Annotated in this window: 11 protein-coding genes and 1 pseudogene; 8 read left to right on the top strand and 4 right to left on the bottom strand. The window is 45.2% G+C overall.

What is annotated here, in order from left to right; translation table 11 throughout:
* Window positions 1–70: 70 nt before the first annotated feature.
* From AC58PV_RS22635 to AC58PV_RS22625, 3 genes are read left to right on the top strand one after another with little or no spacing between them, the layout of a single operon-like run.
* Complete coding sequence (locus AC58PV_RS22635; RefSeq protein WP_497434718.1) at window positions 71–1,234, top strand: Gfo/Idh/MocA family protein; 1,164 nt, start codon at window positions 71–73, stop codon at window positions 1,232–1,234.
* 29 nt (window positions 1,235–1,263) lie between these two features.
* Window positions 1,264–1,896, top strand: coding sequence for a ThuA domain-containing protein (locus AC58PV_RS22630; RefSeq protein ID WP_497434717.1), 633 nt, complete (start codon window positions 1,264–1,266; stop codon window positions 1,894–1,896).
* A gap of 20 nt (window positions 1,897–1,916) precedes the next feature.
* Window positions 1,917–3,014, top strand: a complete 1,098-nt coding sequence (locus AC58PV_RS22625; protein WP_497434715.1) for a Gfo/Idh/MocA family protein — start codon at window positions 1,917–1,919, stop codon at window positions 3,012–3,014.
* 133 nt (window positions 3,015–3,147) lie between these two features.
* Here AC58PV_RS22625 and sspI read toward each other — a convergent pair whose 3' ends face one another.
* Window positions 3,148–3,351 carry a small acid-soluble spore protein SspI gene (gene sspI / locus AC58PV_RS22620; RefSeq protein WP_497434714.1) on the bottom strand — a complete coding sequence of 68 codons (204 nt, stop codon included), beginning with the start codon at window positions 3,349–3,351 and terminating at the stop codon, window positions 3,148–3,150.
* Between the two features lie 176 nt (window positions 3,352–3,527).
* Between sspI and AC58PV_RS22615 the strand changes: the two genes are divergently transcribed.
* From AC58PV_RS22615 to AC58PV_RS22605, 3 genes and pseudogenes are all read left to right on the top strand, one after another.
* Window positions 3,528–4,187: a potassium channel family protein gene (locus tag AC58PV_RS22615; RefSeq protein ID WP_497434713.1), complete on the top strand. Its 660-nt coding sequence runs from the start codon at window positions 3,528–3,530 to the stop codon at window positions 4,185–4,187.
* A gap of 8 nt (window positions 4,188–4,195) precedes the next feature.
* Window positions 4,196–5,002 (top strand): TrmH family RNA methyltransferase, encoded by an 807-nt coding sequence (locus AC58PV_RS22610; protein WP_497434712.1) that lies wholly within the window; start codon window positions 4,196–4,198, stop codon window positions 5,000–5,002.
* Between the two features lie 227 nt (window positions 5,003–5,229).
* A pseudogene (locus tag AC58PV_RS22605) lies at window positions 5,230–5,933 on the top strand (MFS transporter); the annotation flags it as partial.
* A gap of 287 nt (window positions 5,934–6,220) precedes the next feature.
* On the opposite strand, the gene AC58PV_RS22600 reads toward AC58PV_RS22605, so the two are convergent.
* From AC58PV_RS22600 to AC58PV_RS22590, 3 genes are all read right to left on the bottom strand, one after another.
* Window positions 6,221–9,460 (bottom strand): Ig-like domain-containing protein, encoded by a 3,240-nt coding sequence (locus tag AC58PV_RS22600; RefSeq protein ID WP_497434711.1) that lies wholly within the window; start codon window positions 9,458–9,460, stop codon window positions 6,221–6,223.
* 167 nt (window positions 9,461–9,627) lie between these two features.
* On the bottom strand, window positions 9,628–11,076 hold the full coding sequence (locus AC58PV_RS22595) for a glycosyltransferase family 4 protein (protein ID WP_497434709.1): 1,449 nt from the start codon (window positions 11,074–11,076) through the stop codon (window positions 9,628–9,630).
* 224 nt (window positions 11,077–11,300) lie between these two features.
* Window positions 11,301–14,669: an S-layer homology domain-containing protein gene (locus AC58PV_RS22590; protein WP_497434708.1), complete on the bottom strand. Its 3,369-nt coding sequence runs from the start codon at window positions 14,667–14,669 to the stop codon at window positions 11,301–11,303.
* A 356-nt stretch (window positions 14,670–15,025) separates the two neighbouring features.
* Between AC58PV_RS22590 and AC58PV_RS22585 the strand changes: the two genes are divergently transcribed.
* A complete protein-coding gene (locus tag AC58PV_RS22585) occupies window positions 15,026–15,574 on the top strand; it encodes a DUF3231 family protein (RefSeq protein WP_497434707.1) in 549 nt (182 codons plus the stop codon).
* A gap of 172 nt (window positions 15,575–15,746) precedes the next feature.
* The gene (locus AC58PV_RS22580) at window positions 15,747–17,426 is read left to right on the top strand and encodes a methyl-accepting chemotaxis protein (protein ID WP_497434706.1); all 1,680 of its coding nucleotides are present in this window, start codon (window positions 15,747–15,749) and stop codon (window positions 17,424–17,426) included.
* Window positions 17,427–17,496: the final 70 nt, after the last annotated feature.

The raw sequence follows: 17,496 nt of genomic DNA, 5'->3' as shown, positions 1-17,496 counted from the left end.
AGTAAAGAGTAATGCGTAATGCGAGTGCGAATGACGGGATAGTAAACACACTTGGGGAGGCGTGTATACGATGAAGAAGACGTTCAATATCGGCATGATTGGCTACAAATTTATGGGAAAAGCCCATAGCCATGCATATAAAGATTTACCTATGTTCTTTCCACAGTCGGCGATTCCTAAGATGAAGCTCATCTGTGGTCGTGACGAGAACGGTGTTCGTCAGGCAACGGAACAATTCGGCTGGGACGGGTATGTCACGGATTGGCGCGAGCTGGTGACAGATCCAGATATCGACGTCGTCGATATCAATGCACCGAGTGATGCGCACAAGGAGATAGCGTTGGCCGCGGCTAAGGCCGGGAAGCATCTGTTCTGCGAGAAGCCGCTGGCGCTGACCCTTGCGGATGCAAGGGAAATGCTAACAGCGGCGGAAGAAGCTGGCGTGAAGCACATGGTGGGCTTCAACTATCGTTTTGCTCCAGCGGTGCAGCTGGCAAAGAAGCTCGTGGAGAGCGGCCGTCTCGGCCAAATCTACCACTTCCGTGCTTGGTTCTTGCAGGATTGGATCGTCGATCCGACGTTCCCGCTGGTGTGGCGGTTACAAAAGGAGATTGCAGGGTCAGGATCGCATGGCGATCTAGGCGCGCATCTCATCGATCTGGCGCACTTCCTCGTAGGCGAGATGACCGAGGTCATCGGGATGAGTGAGACGTTCGTGAAGGAGCGTCCGCTTCCGACATCGATGACGGGGCTTAGCGCCAAAGGCAGCAAAGATGCACCGCATGGTCCGGTTACGGTTGACGATGCTACGTTGTTTATGGCGCGATTCGCAAACGGCGCGCTAGGCAGCTTCGAGGCAACGAGATTTGCTCCCGGGCACCGGTGTACGAACTCTTTTGAAATTAATGGCAGTAAAGGCAGCGTGAAATTCGATTTCGAGCGATTGAATGAGTTGCAGGTGTATTTTACAAGTGATGATGAGGATGTTCAGGGCTTCAGACGTGTGCTTGCAACAGATGCCTCCCATGCGTATATGGATGCTTGGTGGCCAGCTGGACATACAATCGGGTATGAGCATACGTTCGTACATGAAGTTGTGGAGTTGATGTCAGCGCTTTCCGAGGATCGGCAACCAGTTCCGAATTTTGTAGATGGCGTGAAGTGTCAAGAAGTACTAGAGGCTGTGGATCAATCGATCGCAGAGCGTCGCTGGGTTCGGATAAGTGAAGTATAAAGCGGCATGGAGAGAGGAGCAGGAATAGCATGAGTCAGAAACAAGCATTGCTTGTATGGGGTGGCTGGGATGGTCATCAACCCGAGGAGGTTGCGGGTATTTTGGCAGGTGTACTGCGTGAAGAGGGCTATGGGGTAGAGGTTTCGGACACATTGGACAGCTTCCGGGATGAGGAACGCTTGGCGGGTGTAGATCTGATCGTCCCTGTGTGGACTATGGGGAAAATTGAGAAGGAGCAGTTGACACCTCTCATTAACGCGGTGAAGGTTGGCGGTACGGGGATTGCTGGCTGTCATGGTGGGATGGCGGATTCGTTCCGGAATGAAGTTGAGTATCAGTACATGGTAGGCGGCCAATGGGTGGCGCATCCTGGTAATGATGGCGTTACGTATACGGTTCGGATTAAGGATAATGAGCAGCCATTGACTGCGGGGATCAGCGATTTTGTCGTTGTTTCTGAAAAATACTATATGCATGTCGACCCTGCGATCAAGGTGCATGCGGTGACGGACTTCGATGAGGTAGAAATGCCAGTCGTATGGACCAAAACGTACGGTGCAGGCAAAGTATATTACAACTCACTAGGCCATCAGGCTAATATTGTTCGGATGCCAGAAACGCTTGAATTGATGCGACGCGGTATGCTTTGGGCAACACGCTGACTATAGGGGGACATGAAGCGATGAGTAAGATGAAGGTTGGTATCATTGGATGTGGGAATATAAGCGCGGCTTATATGAAAAATATTCCTAACTATGCACATCTGGAGTTGGTTGCTTGTGCAGATATTGATGTCAGTAAAGCAGAAGCGCGTGCCGAAGAGTTCGGAATTGCACATGCCTACACGGTAGAACAATTACTAGCTGATCCGCAAGTAGATATCGTGATTAATTTGACGATTCCGGCTGTACACGCGGCGGTCTGTATTCAAATTCTCGAAGCAGGCAAACATGCTTATGTCGAGAAGCCGCTAGCGGTTACGCGTGAAGAAGGGCAGCAAATTCTAGAGGTAGCGAAACGGAAAGGACTGCTAATTGGCAGCGCGCCAGACACGTTCCTTGGTGGAGGCATTCAAACCTGCGTGAAATTGATTCAGGACGGATGGATTGGTACACCGATTGCTGCTACGGCTTTCATGATGGGGAAAGGGCATGAGCATTGGCACCCAGATCCTGAGTTTTATTATGCCAAAGGTGGCGGCCCGATGTTCGACATGGGTCCTTATTACTTAACGGCGCTTGTGGCATTGCTCGGGCCCATACGGCGCGTAACAGGTTCAACGGCTGTCAGCTTCCCAGAGCGTACCATTTCGAGCGAGAAGAAGCGCGGACAGAAAATACAAGTAGAAACGCCAACGCATGTGGCAGGGGTATTGGATTTCCATAGTGGTGCGATTGCAACACTTGTGACAAGTTTTGATATCATGGCGGGTACTGGGTTGCCACACATTGAAATCTACGGCAGCCATGGTTCGTTGAGTGTGCCTAACCCGAATAATTTCGGAGGGGAAGTGCTTATTCGCAAACCTAGTTCTGCGGTGTATGAGCCGATTCCACTTATACACGGGTATATAGACAATAACCGCGGACTAGGCGTAGCAGCCATGGCGCAAGCGCTGTTAACTGGAGATAGCTCAGCACATCGTGCGAACGGCGAGCTTGCCTATCACGTGCTGGAAGCCATGCATGGTTTCCATGATGCGTCTGACTCTGGTCAGCATTATGTCATGGAGAGCAGCTGCGAGAAGCCGGCAGCTATGAATCCTTTGACCGTACTATAAGAGCTTAGCGTGATCCTCCTCGTTGGTCTGTGACTGATGAGGGGGATTTTATTTTGCAATAAGGCGACTTGTACAAATGGATACAATAATAGCTAAGGAATGCGGAAGCATCCCCTAGCAAGTAGAGAGAAATTTACGTAAGATGCGCCTTCAGCGTCTCGACGAGTGTGTCTTGGGTACTTGTTTCGGAATGCTGCCATATAATTTCAAAAAGAACGCCCAGCCCAGGTAAAACCTTCTCTTCGCCACCAATCGAGTCTTCAATTACTTCTTTGAGTTCTTCGGGTGTTTTGTCATTAACTCGCTGGTGGATGGCTTGTCTAAGGGTTATATTCATTCAAGGACCTCGCTTCCTTTTCATTCTCGCTATTACTATGTGCAGATTAGGATGGCTTCATCCTTCCCACTCTTCGCCAATGCAGGCAGTAACGTAATTGTTGTAAAGTGGCTCATGGGGCTGAGTATGCTATAATGAATGGGAAATATTCTTGGGAATATGGAGGAACGTGAGCGGTGAGAAAACAATTTGCGATTATTGGAATGGGAAGATTTGGTTCAGCTGTCGCTAAGACGCTATCCCAACTAGGCTTCGAGGTTCTTGCCATTGATCAGGATGAAGAAACAGTTCAAGACGTATCCGCTTATGTGACCCATGCTGTTCAAGCCGATTCTACGGATGAAGAAGCTATGCGGGCGCTTGGCATTCGGAATTTTGACGTTGTGGTTGTGGCTATCGGGGAAGATATTCAAGCAAGTATTCTAACTACATTAATTCTGAAGGAAATGGGTATAGCTACGACGATCGTAAAAGCTGTGAATGATCTTCACGGCAAGGTGCTCAAAAAAATTGGCGCAGATAAAATCGTCTATCCCGAACGTGATATGGGGCAGCGTGTCGCGCATCATATGATTTCATCTAACATTATCGATTATATAGAGCTTTCCGCCGATTATAGTATTGTAGAAATGAAAGTATCCAAAGAGATGATTGGCAAAAGTCTGCGCGAACTTGACGTACGTGCCAAATATGGCTGTAACGTGATTGCGCTTAAACATAACGATCAGATGATCATTCCGCCGAGTGCGGAGGCACCGATTAAACAAGAGGATATTTTGGTTATTGTGGGTAAAAATTCGAGTCTTCAAAACTTTGAAGTCACTTTTGCGGAGTAGGTTAATTCATGGCACATGCATATTTGGAAATCATGTCTGTTCAAAATACGAGAGTCAAAGACTGGGCTCAGCTCCTGGAGCGGCGCGGCAGAGATAAGCAAGGCAAATATATCATTGAGGGTTACCATGTGATTGAGGAAGCTTTGAAGGCGGGGGCTGAGCTGGAGGCAATCCTTTTTCTAGCGGAAAAAGGGAGCCCTTCCGAGCTTGCCGCGCTTGCTAGTGATCGCGCCGTCGAATGGGTCGGCGTGAGCGCCGCGGTGCTGGCGAAGTGCTCGGACGCACAGACGCCGCAAGGGGTTGTGGCCATCGTGAAACGGCCACAGGTTGGCATGGACGAGCTGCTTGCCGGCGAGCATGATTTGGTTGTGGTCCTGGACGGCGTACAGGACCCGGGGAACCTGGGCACGATCATCCGCAGTGCGGATGCCGTCGGTGCCAAAGCGGTCGTGCTCGGCCGCGGCACGGTCGATCTGTTCAATCCCAAGACGATCCGTTCGACGATGGGATCGATGTATCATCTGCCGATCGTGGAGGCAGATCTGGGTGCGTTGTTGCCGCGCGCGCGTGAGCGCGGCGTGCGGCTCGTGACGACGAGCCTGCAGGCGCAGGGCTCGTGCTACGACACGGACCTGCGGCAGCCGACGTGGCTGATTTTCGGCAACGAGGCCAAGGGCGTGTCGCCGGAAGTTGCTGCGCATTCGGACGTGAGGGTGATTATTCCGATGCAGGGCAAAGCGGAATCGCTGAATGTCGCGATGGCGGCGACGGTGTTGCTTTTTGAAGCGGCTAGGCAGCGGATGGTTCGAGAGTAAATGTGTTGCTTGCTGCAAATGTGAGTGATAATGCACTTTGTTACCGTTTGGGCCATAGATTTGTCACTATATAGACTAGTCCCGATGTGGCTCAAAGCCTTGATACATCGGGATTTTTTATGTTTATTCCTCCAAATTAGTTGCGGTTTATGGGGACGGCTTATGTAGGGGTGGTCGAATCTTAGACATGAAAAAACCTGATGTTTTTTCCAAACGATATTTAACCCGGTGTACCGATTGCCAGTTTTATCGATAGTACCGTTTCGTATGAGATGGCAATGGCATTCTTTGCAATTATTAATGCTATTGTGTTTATTGCTACATTGATTTTCGTACCATCTATGCCAATTGGAGAAAGACTTTCGTATGGTACACAGCTTTCCATATTAAAAAATCGATTGTATGGCTTTCCATTGTGACTGTCATTTTATTAAACTCAGCTGTTTTTGGGGTTTATAGTTATTTTGCTGACTATCTGAAAACAGTAACACATTTGTCTCCGAATACCTTAAGTTTAACGTTATTCATTTTCGGTGGAGCCAATATTATCGGAAACATTGTCGTAGGTAAGCTGCTTACTCATAATGCCAGGAAGTCTATAGTTGTTTTTCCTATGTTAATGGGTGCTGTTTACATCGTTTTTTTCTTCGTAGGGCAGTTTACCCTGCCAATGGCCATGGTCACTTTCATTTGGGGAATACTGGCTGGGGGAATAATGGCAAATATTAATCAATATTTAATTGCATCTGCAGCTCCTGAAGCACCCGATTTTGCCAATGGAATATTTATATCTTCCTGCAACGTAGGAACTACATTGGGTGCAGCTGTTGGCGGGTTATTCATTTCAGGGATGGGTACACAATACGTTGTGATCGTGGAAGTACTTTCATTAGTATTGAGTTTTGTAACTATTTTACTAAGAAACTTTATACTGCAAAGACTGGGATTAATCAGGAAATTAACCGGATCAATCTCCAGTTTTTTCTTCGTTATGGCCATGACTAGAGCGAGTTTACTAATGGTTATTGTGGAAATAATGGAACAATTGGGACGCCTATAAAGGAGTAGATCAGATGTGGACTATAACGGGTATTCTTACTGTAACTGCCGCGATTGGGATGATTGAGGTTCCTTCCCTATTGAAAATACAAGAAAAAGGCATTCCCTGTCGTAGTTAACTACAAAGGAAATGCCTTTTTACATATCCGCCTAATTTGTTTAAGGTCGCTGGGATTCCACGAAAACCGGCTCAATTAACTTCAATAATTCAATGATGTCCGCTTTATCGAATGTTCCGTTTCCATCCATATCGTAACCCAATGGCGTTACCGCGAGAACATGGGTCATGTCCCACAGCCCTTCCCCTTGTTGATAAAAGAGAGATACGATATGTGTGGTCGAAGCTGTCCCGTCCAGGCTCACTACTTTTACTTGGAATCGGTTCAAGCCTTCCACGAACGAAACAGCTTCACTCTGTCCGTTGGTCACCTCGATGGCTGTGCCTAGCTGGCCGGTCTGCGGATCCATCCGCTTCAACTCGATGCTAGTTCCGGCTTCCATAGAAGCTGCTCGCAAAATAAATGAGTTGGCGCCATGAACAATGGCCGAGATCCACGGTGTGGATGTTGGCAATACTATGTCAGCGGCATCACCTGTGATCACTAGTTGCGCCAAAGCAGGCTTCACAACAACTGTCACCGATGGGGACTCCGTGCCATCTGTGAGGCCGCTTCTCTCGTACAGCGCTGTATAGTGGTGCGTGCCAGAGCTAACGTCTGTTAAGCTGATTTCCGCATTCCCATACACATCCGTCGTTACCCTTGCCCGTTCAACACCATTCTCTTTCAACGAAATGTAGCCGGGCTGTGTAAGGTCACCGATTAAGTTCCCTACGGACACGGAGAATTGAATAGGTTCTCCAAGCTGGAAAGTTCCATTCGGATGATTCAGAATAAGTACAGTTCCCTGGGTATTCGGTTTGATGACTTGAGTGATCGGGGCTGATGTCTGTGCTTCATGCAGCTGGTCAGGAACGTACGCAACCCGAATGGGGTAAGTTCCAGGTAGCAGTGCTGCTGAAGTAATAGAAGCAGTTCCTGCCGAGTCAAGAAGTATGGGCGTGTTCAGTAAGTTGCCGCCACTAAAGACAATATGGCCAGCAGGAATCTGCGACTCTCCATTCGTATTGGTCACATGTGCGGTAAAGGTAAGGGAAGTCCCATAATAAACTGCTTCCGTTACTGATGCGGTAACCACGACAGTAACAGGGATTGGTTTGATTTGCAGACTGCTGCTGGTTGACACCCCATTCAGGTGTTCGTTGTCCCCTAAGTAACTTGCGACGATCGTTTGCGTGCCAACAGCAAGCTGCTCGGTCTCCCAAATCGCTGTCCCGTTCGTCAGCGTCAAAGCATCAGGCCAATTCTGGAAGCTGCCTGTACCTGAAAGGGCTACTGTCCCCGTTGGAACGGACCCACCACTGCCTGTGTTAACTACCTGCACCATGACGCTTACTGTGTGTCCGTATATGCTTTCCCCAGATTGTGGTGTCACAGACAGATGAACATTAACCGGTGCCTTTGATACAGGCTGTGTAATTGGCTGCGAAGCACTCGTGTTATGATTGCCATCACCGCTATATTCCGCCGTAATGACGAGATCGCCGACCGGAAGATCGTGAGTGGCAAGCACCGCAGTGCCACTGTTATCTAGTGAGATTGGCGATTGCAAGGCGACACCGTTATTTTTGAAAGTAACTGTACCCGTAGGCTTGATGCTAGAATTCAATGTATGTGTTACCTGTGCTGTTAAAGTCGTCGTTTCACCGACTGTAACCCCACCCGATGATGACAGGGTTGTTGATGTACTTGCTTTGTTTACGGTATGCCCGACTGCAGTTGATGGACTTGCCGCATGGTTGCTGTCTCCGCTGTACTCCGCTTTAAAAGAGTAGGCTCCGGCTGATAAACTATCGGGCATCGACCATTCAGCACTGCCTGAAATAAGAGGGGCAGTCCCTAGTGTGGTTGAACCGTCTTTGAAAGTTACGATACCATCTGGTGGAATTGAGTTGCCAATCGTATTTGCTACAGATGCACGTAACGTCAATGAAGTTCCGTAGGTAGAAGCTGCGTCTGTCGCTCCTTTAACCATCAAAGTTGATGACGTAGGGATCAGATTGACGACCACGGGAATAGAGCTAGAGCTATTGGCAACATGAGTAAGACTTCCACCGTAATGTGCTGTGATCGAATGGGTTCCCAATTCGAGAGTAGGCGCCGTCCAAGTTGCTGTCCCTGAACTCAATGTTCCTGTACCAAGTACAATTGAGCCTTCCTTGAACGTCACGGTTCCTACTGGTTCCAGGATACTTGTCATGCCGTTGGTCACAGTTGCTGTCAACGTCACCGAGCTCCCAACTGTCGTGCTTTCGGGACTAGCGCTGACCGCCACGACAGTCGGAATGCCTAGAACGGATTGCGATAGACTACTAGACGTACTAGCTAGATGCTGAGCATCGCCATCATAAGTCGCAGTGACGGAGTAACCACTTACTGGCAGCGATGACGTCGTGAAAGTTGCGACTCCGCTTCCGTTAACACTTGTAGCGTCCAATACATTGTTGCCTTCCCAGAAGGTGACTGTTCCCCCCGGCATGACCTGACTGCCATCCGTATTGGCTACTGTTGCTGTGAATGTAATTGGCTCGCCAACATATATGAGCCCAGCATTTGAGGTAAGCGTGGTACTGGTTTGAATGGCATTAACCGTATGTACAAAGGTAGACGACTGTGGACTATGAATACCATCCCCGCTTGTATAACTAGCTGTTATCGTATGTGTACCGACAGCTAGGCTAGGGAAGGACATAGAGGCGTGAGCATTGTAATTTTCAAGCTGCTCCCAAGTACGTATCGTTTGCGCATTGCTCTGTCCTATAAGCGTAACAGTCTTGGCGATGTTATTTACAGTGATATCCGTAACGTAACGATTCCCCGGAAATTCCCAAGATTTTACCAACGTGTTACTGGCATCATACCCATACAAATAAGTAATTGTATTATTATCCGTATCGCTGTATGCCCAATAACTGATTCCGCCCCACTGAATGACAGGACAGTCTGAGCAAGTGAGTTTTTTCCCAGCAGGCATCGGAGCAAGCCCTGAGCTCTTAAAAACAACCGCTGGTTCCGAAGCAACGAGCACCTGCGGTTCTCCTATCACTGTGTCCCCATCATAGAACGTGATGCTCCCAGTTGGTGTTGCCCCGCCTAAGGTACCATCTGTCACAACAGTAGTAAGTTGCACCGACTCGCCATAAGTGGACGAGGTCAGCCCTGTAATTACTTGTCCAACAGTCGTAAGTGCATAAGCTGCCGGCAGATAGGAGTTAACCAAGAGGGCAACCAAAAGAACTGCGCCAATCCATCGCAGCTTATTTCTATTTTCGCGTTTCACTATCATTCCTCCGCCCTGCGTAACTCTTGTAACTATACTAAATTTATCGGATTTCGCGTGTATAAAATGAATAGAAAAATGCCCTTTGCTCCCTGCAATGCAAAAGATACAAAGGGCTCTTTTAAATAGCGATCGAATTTTAACTACAAGCATCCTGTTAGCCGGTCCTATTTTAAATTAATTCCTATTTCAATTAGACGTTTGTGGATCATCTCACCAATGACCTTAGGCGAATAACTATTTCGAATGGTCATTTGTCCTCTCTGCGCTATGGATTGTCGATAGTTGGTATCCTTCACCAATTTGCGCATACCATGTGCCGCGTGATCGAGATCGGGTTCCGCCCATAATTGATACGCTTTGTAAGGCCCAATATCCCGTCCCACGTGGGTCAATGAATAATTCACCAAACAGGAATTGTCTGATTTCATAAAATCAGTGTTTCCTGACCAATTGGTGCCGATCACCGGTTTTCCGAGATACATAGCTTCCGCCAGTACGAGGCCGAAGCCTTCGGATCTGTGAAGGGACATGAAACAATCAATAGAGTTTAGTAATAGATCAACTTTTTGCCGATCCAAAATTTCCTGAATCAAGTATATGTTCGAGTAGCCATGGATAAGATCTTTCAGAATTTCCAACTCTGCGGGGTTCGTATGGGAATTGTTAACCTTAACGACTAGGCCGACAGAGGTGTTAGTAGAAGGGAACGCTTTTTTGAACGCTTCGATAGCGCCTTGTGGATTTTTCCTTTCCTTAAGGCTGTGCGTATCATACATCGTTAGGAACAGGAATTGTTTCTCTGGCAAACCGAAAATAGACCTGTTTCTTTCCTGACCTCGAACTTCAATCGCATGTGGAATTCGAATGACTGGTACGGTGGATTTTTGTTGTAAAGATTCTACAATGAATGTGGAAGGTGCCCAAACCTCGTGTACAAGGTCAAAACTGTTGCGCCATTCGTCGGGAAAATCGGGCAATTCCCAAGCCCAATATCCAATATTATATCGATAATGTAAAAGCTCTCTTCCCAATGGCAGCGCATTGAGGTCATAAGCCCAGCGTAAGTTAGGCGCATTCAAATGAAATAGATTAACGTTATAGGGGGCGTGATTCATTTCTTTATGGACCCAAGTCGTATCATTATTTCTCGCGCTTAGGGTACCAGGATCGTTGTAATTTAGGATGCCAAAAGGCAGCTGAACCGCTTCAAATGATGCAGCTAGTAATCTAGAAGCTTCACCTAAGCCGATTTCTGTTCGGGTATATCCAATCAGATTAACACCGGGCTCCAAATGTGGGGGAGGTAATTCCGCATGTGGTTCGACGAGAGCTCTCTCCTCCTGCAGTTCAGTATTAATCGGTTCAGCAGAGTGGAGGGGCTGGAGCTGGAGCTGGAGCTGGGGCCGTGCGTGAATAAATTTTTGAGGTCTTTTTCTATTTTTCTTGATGAGTGGACGCTTTTTGAACGGACCTTTTTTGTTTGGAGCACTCGTTTTTCTCGGTTTGGCCTTACGAAGAGAGCGTTTTCTTGATTTGACAATGGTTAGCTTTCTGAATCGCTTACGATATTTTTTTCTTTTCCGAATGGGAGTAAAGATTGAGATTATCTGCATGCTACCTTCACTTCTTTCAGTACTTCTTTTATGCATATACTATGATCCGTAAACAATCTATTGCTATGCAACTACCTAATCTAGAGGAAATTGGCGATTGTCCAGTGTGAAATCCTTACATACAGCACGGTAGATTTCCTCTCATAAGGAAGAAACCCCCATAAAGGTTATGGGGGTTGTTCTCATTTTCACCGTGAGGTGATGGAAGGTAGTCGGCTTGTGATTTATTCGTTTAAGATGACGAAACCCCAATAATCAACTTGGTTTACCTGACCATTTAGTGAATAAGTTAAACCAGAAAAGTCGTAGTGATTGGAGTAAAGTGTAGGAGTTTGGTTCGTAATAAGAGGTACTTCCAAATAAGTAACTCCGTTATCTACGACAAGTTTCCCTATTACTTTATCCACCACGCCTAGAATGTTGACATTTAGCATCGTGGCATCTAATTGTCCTTTGAGTCTAGCGGCACCTTGATTCGGTATATACTCAGCATCAGCCAACGCTATGCGCAAAATGTCCGCTGAAGCCGCTTTAGTCGGTAATACATAAGCGCCGCTATCATTCTGTTGAACTAAGGTTTCATACACCGTATGCGTTACTGTATCCGTATCGATTGGCACGATCTCACTTATTTTCAGAGTAAACGATGTCCGTACGTCAATTTCAACAGGTTCGGAGCAGCCCACATCATTACACGCTTTAATACTAAATGTATAGCTAGTTCCTGGTTGCAAGTTACTTAAGGTTGAGCCAATGCCTTTGGTTCTTTGAATTTCTACCCCTTTATTGTAAATAACATACTCAATGGCACTGCCGTCATATGACTGCGGTAACCATAGTAAGAATACAGAATTGCTTGTAACAATCTGTGCTTTAAATTCAGTTACTTGCTTTGGCTTTGTATGCATTATCAACATACCTGTAAAATAAGGCTCTCCAGAAGCTAATGTGAATTGTGCTGTAGATGCAGAAGAATATCCTTCTTTTGTAACCTCTACCTTATAAGGAATACCCGGATCAACTTGATCAAATTGAAAATGACCATCAAGATCTGTATGTGTAGTTCGATTAGTTCCCACTAATTTTACTAGGGCCTTCTGAATACCCGTATATCCGTTGGAAGTATATTCTTTAGTGTCTCCGCTGATCCTACCAGGAATCATTACTCCAGGTAACGGTATAAGATAAGAGAATGGATAGAAAGTAATTTTGCAATCCGTTTCAGAGCACTTGTTATCCGTGTTTCCAGTAAGTGTAATATTGTTTCTATTTAAATATTGTAATTGATAAGTCTCGCCACTAACTTGTCCGTTAATCGTTAAAAGTGCAAATTCCTTCAGGTACGGGTATTGCGTAACGTTCGTCACTTGTACCCCTTTATCAAATGAAAAGTCAGATACTTTCGAATTGACAACAGGATGATCAAATTTGATAAGAATTAGATCCGATCGAACACTCTGAACTACCTCTAACTTTGAGTTATATTCTTTTATTCGAATTGTAACAGTCTTGGTAGCGGAGGTTGGACCTTTGAATAACGTAAGTGTTAAATGGACTTCGGCATCTCCTTCACCTGCTGCGGGGCGATTAAAACTCCATGGCGAGATGAGATCGGTTCGATCAGAATTCCATATGTAAACTACACTCGAATCCGCAGAAGCAGGAAAGTTAGGCATTTGAGTAACAGATAACGCATTGTCACCAGGCTTGTATTGAATTTCGACACTGTTTAACAGTGATTGAATTGCATTATAAGAATCTTTTACAGTTTTATAATAAGATTGGTTTAACTCAGAATCAGTAGCTCCTAGCGCCTTGGCGTTCGTTATCGCTTTATCTGCTTGATCAAACAATGTGCTCTGATCTGTACTACCTTGCATGGCACCTTTTATTGCTGTTTCCATAGAATTCTGTGCTTCTTCAATGGCTTTCGCCTTCAGCGTATTGTCCACTTGTCCAATCGGATACTGATCTAGTAGTTTCAACACGGTACCAATATCGCCTTGAAATGTAATTGGTGTAACCGAAACGATCGATTGTATTTCTACATCTTTCCCAATGGTCAATACGCCGTTAGCGATACCATCAGCATAATGAATAGAATGGATGACGGTAGGCTGTTTATTGCCAGTAGTCGGTGGTTCAATTTGAAGATGTGAATTTGACGCTTCATTCAAGATCTCACCATTTAAATTCCCTCTAAAAGCAATGTTCTTCCCGTCTGCTGCGGGTTTGATTGTAATGTTGCCTAATGTTCCATTCGTGGTAGCAGATTCAAGAATAACTTGTGAATGTACATCGGTGTTGGTAATTACGGCTCCGTCTAACACGACAATTCGAACCATTTGACCATTGTTATTAATAGCATTAACGATAAGCAAATTAATCGTTGAATTCGTTAGTTTAACAGAATTCACAGCACCTGACTTCACCTCAAGATGGTCTGCTTTAATGTTATTTAATGTAATTTCACCTTGCGGACCTGGATCAAGTACCAAATTCTTCACTGTTGTGGTTCCAGACGTAGGCCCGTAAATGCCTGATTGACTAACGATTACAGAGTCAATCTCCTTACCGCTAGCTAATTGTTGTGCGATCGATGTACCACCGCCGCCACCACCACCGCCGCCACCACCGCCAAATAATCCGGCAACTCCTGTTACGACGAGATCAATGGCTTTTCCTCGGAATGACAAATGATAGTCTGTCCCCAGAATTTGAGCAGATGTCGTTAATATAACGACAGATTTACTGCCAGTTTGATAAGTAGCTTCAACGACCAACAATGATTTATCAAAAGCAAAATCATTTTTATTCAAAGTAGTAACATTTTGATCAAATGTGACTGTAATACTCGTATTACTAATTGCTTCTATTTTAGTAATCGCTGGGTGGGCTTCACTAATAGAAAGTTTGTTAGCTTTATCCTTGTATACTTCTTGGTGAGTCTGCAATTCAAACGCTAATCTAGCAATAGCTTGGCGGTCTGCTATCCCTTTGGGCGAAAATACAAGCCCCTGATCTGGCGTTTCGATGCCTTGAACCAACTGAATCTCTGTTGCTAAAGAAACAGCACTCTGCGCCCAAGTGGCAATATTCTCCTGATCCGAGAATACTTTATTTACAGCTCGATTTGCTGCAAGTTTGTCCAAGTGGAGAGCGCGAATAATAAAGACAATCAGCTCTTCACGTGTAACATTGGCATTAGGCGAGAATGTTTCTGTTGAAGTACCCTCTGTAATTCCCGCTGCTACTAATGTTTTAACGTAATCTGCGTACCAGCTTGATGAGGCTACATCTTGAAACGATGGAGAAGTCTCTAACGAAATGTCTATTTTCAAACCAAGGGACAGTACGAGAATTTTAGACAATTCTGCTCTTGTCACCGACTTTGTTGGTTGAAAAGTACCATCTTCATAACCTGCGATGACACCAGAACGAACTAATGCTTCAATTTCAGTCTTTGCATAAGATTGATTGATGTCAGATAGAGCATTTGATTGCAGTTCTTCTCCCTGAACGACTCCAGTGAAACTAAAAATTAAAGCGCAAACAAGCAGTAGAGATGTAAAACGTTTGATAAAGTTTCCCACTTTCTCTCCTCCGAATAATCAAATAACTGATAAGTAAATTACTAAACATAAGTCTAAAGTATCATGAACCTAATTTAAAATAAAGGAAATAATATCAATTTATAACCATGATTACCCAAATCAATCAAGCGTCTCAAGTTGTAAGTAATACTGTGGAATAAGGTGGTAATATTTCGCATTACTTGCTTGGAGGTATTGCAAAGAAGGATGACTCGTAGAAATAACACTGTGCCATAACGCTATCCGAAAATTGGAAATCGGGGACAATTGGAAATAAATGAGCCGGGTTCGTTGTATTAGTGCATAGATTATGGAACACATTTACATAATAATCAAAAACAAACGAGGTGGGGAAAATGACAAATATTCTTGAAGCAGTTGTTGATGTAATGAAAACAATTTCTAATGATGAGCCCAAGTCTCCACTGCATGTAGGGGAAGTTATGGCTTGTTGGACGTACCTTGCCTTGATACAAGAAGCGTCGCTATTTCTACAAGGTGGGTTGAATACAACCATGGATAATGAGTTGAGGCAAACGCTCACCGATAGTAAGGAACAGTGTGATGTTCAAGCAAAACGATTGTCAGAGTTTATGATTCAGGAAGGCATCCCTCTTCCACCAACTTCTGAACAGAAGCCGAAGTCTCGACCTGAGGATATCCCGCTTGGTGTTAAACTAACCGATGATGAAATAGCGAATGGGATCAGTATTAAAACAGTAGCAGCGATAACTGCATGTTCAAGTGCAATATCCGAGTCGATAAGAACGGATTTTAGCCTCATGTTTACACATTTTCTTATAGAGAAATTAAAGTATGGAGCTACACTAAAGACACTGATGCTGCAACGCGGCTGGATTAAAATTCCCCCGTATTATGTACCAAGTGGTTTACCTCTAAAATAATATCCGAAATCGACGCTGATCCTATAAGGATTAGCGTTTTTAGTACAGGATTGATCACTCAAGTGGGCCGCTATCAGATTATGTAGAAAAAGAAAATTTTGTCGTATGCAGATTACAAACTAGTCGTTTTATGATTTAATATTTTTATCTACTATTATCTGGAGGCATAAGAATGAAGAATCTTCGTGTGAAAGTGTTGTTTAGTTTCTCAATAATTTTAACATTACTAGCAATTGTATCCGTTTACAGCTATGCCGAAATAACTACGTTCAATCACAAGGTCAAAGGGATGATGTCTCATGATTTAACGTTACTCATTGCTGATGAGAACCTTAGCGGAAATACGCAGCAAGCAATCGCGTTGATTCGAGGTTATATCTTGTTCGGGGATCCGAATTATAAACAACGTTTTCTGGAAACAATGGCCGACGATAAGGTGTATCAAGATGAAGTTCTAAAGTTAAGCACCTCTGAGGAAGCCAAGGAGCTTATTAAGAAGAGCGCTCAGTGGCGCGAATTAATTGAGCAAACACTCTTTCCGGCATACGAGAAGGGGAATATCGATGCAGCGAAAGATATTTTAAAAAATGAAGTAACGGTGATGGGTCGAGAAATAGATGATGGGTTTAGTCGATTTGCGCTACAAAGGGAAAAGGGTATCCACGAAGTGGGAAACAAGTTGACGGCAGAGGGTGACAAACTCTTGTTATCTATCTTAGCAATCACTGCCATTGCTATTATTGCAGGGATTCTTCTAGCTATTCTACTCGCTAATCAAATTGTAAATCCGATCGTTCGCGTTGTGCAAAGAATGAAGCTGGTGTCTAATGGAGAGCTATCTTTGGGGAAATTGGCAGCCAATTCGAAAGATGAAATCGGTCAATTAACGCATGCGGTTAATGAGATGGTAGATAGTTTGCGCAACATGATTCGACATGTTGGTTTGAGTTCAGATCAAGTAGCAGCTGCGGCGGAAGAACTGACGGCAAGTGCAGTGGAAACAAGCAGGGCAACAGGCCAAATTGCTGTAACCATTCAAGAGATATCAGCAAGTACAGATAAAGAGGTACAGAGCGTGGAAGAAACGTTACGCACAGTGACGGCCATGCATAGTAACGTAAATGAGATTTCCACTAAGGCGGAGTATGTATCAACTATGGCTAGTGGAGCTGTTGATAGAGCAGCGCTTGGAGGAGATGCGGTGCAAACAGCCATTCGGCAGATGAATATGATTTATCGAACGGTCGATCAATTATCAGGCAATCTGAAAGTATTAGGCGAGCGATCCTTCGAAATTGAACACATGGTAGCAGATATCACGGGGATCGCATCACAAACGAATTTGTTAGCGCTTAATGCAGCTATTGAGGCAGCAAAGGCAGGAGAGCATGGTCGAGGCTTTGCTGTCGTTGCCCATGAAGTAAGAAAGTTGGCAGAGCAATCAAGCCTGTCTGCACAGAAGATTTCGGAACTCATTTCTATGAATCATGAGGAGACAACGCAAACGCTGCTTTCCATGGAAAAGACTGTGAAGGAAGTCGTCTCAGGCATAGATGTCGTTAGCTCCTCAGGCGAATTATTTGAAGAAATTCATAATGCTGTAGCAGAAGTGAAACATCATATCCAGGAGGTATCCGTTGCAGTTCGTGATATCACCGCGGGGACAGAACAAATTGTGCAATCCGTCCACACGGTTACAGAATTAACAGAAGTTGTAGCTGATTACACACAAGAGGCGTCTGCCTGCACGGAAGAACAATTAGCTTCTATGGAGGAAATTAAGGATTCAGCCTCTTCCCTATCTGAAATGGCTGAACAATTACAATCGGTTATCCAGCAGTTTAAAGTTTAAGCCTTATCGGATCTAGCTGTGCATAGCGAGTAAATGCTTCATACACAGCTGATCGTCGAAGTGGCGGCGA

The organism is Paenibacillus sp. J22FR83 (assembly GCF_059691955.1).
This window is presented reverse-complemented; position numbering and strand designations above follow the sequence as displayed.